The organism is Bacillus hominis (genome assembly GCF_018332515.1).
In the GTDB taxonomy this organism is placed as follows: domain Bacteria; phylum Bacillota; class Bacilli; order Bacillales; family Bacillaceae_G; genus Bacillus_A; species Bacillus_A hominis.
In genome coordinates, this window is the sequence record NZ_BOQD01000546.1 from 1 (window position 1) to 727 (window position 727).

Here is a 727-nt window from a genome sequence, read left to right on the forward strand (position 1 = left end):
ACTTGTTTTGCTAAATCTTCTTGTGTCATGTTTAATTTGGCTCGGAATTCTTTTATTTTCGTTACGAACGCCATGGCACATCTTCCATTTCATCAACTGGTTTATCGTAAAAGAAGATTGAGAATCCGAATGTAAGAATGAGTGTAGCGAAAATAAGAGCGATATCAATCTCTTGTAGTGTAAGGTTTGGAAACAACATTTCAATAAACATAATAATAGTGGTAGTTAGTAATGTAACGATAAATGCATTTCGGCATGATTTATTGACAATTTGTTCAAAAAGCTCATCGTGATGAACTTTTCTATACGTCGTGAAAAAGGAGAAGAAACAGAACATAGTAAACAATCCTTTTTCGTAAAAAAATCCGAGAAATCCAAAGAAACCGAGAAATCCTAAATATTTAATCCAAGTTGTTTTCACGATGGGTCCTCCTTATAATGTTAGAAATAATTCACGTTATGTTATAAATATATTACATATAGAAATTCATGGTAATAATAGTTTTCCAGTTCTTTTCATAATAATAGTAAAAAGAGGAAATATGCTGCGAAATAAAGAGGATAATATTGTAAAATGGTTGTAAGGAGGGGGAGGAAGAAATGTTAACTGGGATAATGATCGTTATATTACTTGTAGTGATTACTGTAATTGGCACGGTGTTAATTGGGCGAAATGGTGATGCGAATTATAGTAAAGCGACAAAAGGGAATATTAAACGGCTTACGA

At 32.2% G+C, this 727-nt stretch carries 1 protein-coding gene and 1 pseudogene; both read right to left on the bottom strand.

Features of this window, described 5'->3' with window-relative positions:
- Window positions 1–74: pseudogene (locus KI356_RS27265) on the bottom strand (helix-turn-helix transcriptional regulator); the annotation flags it as partial.
- On the bottom strand, window positions 62–421 hold the full coding sequence (locus tag KI356_RS27270) for a DUF2178 domain-containing protein (protein WP_212937011.1): 360 nt from the start codon (window positions 419–421) through the stop codon (window positions 62–64). The gene KI356_RS27270 and the pseudogene KI356_RS27265, both read right to left, overlap by 13 nt.
- Window positions 422–727 lie beyond the last annotated feature (306 nt).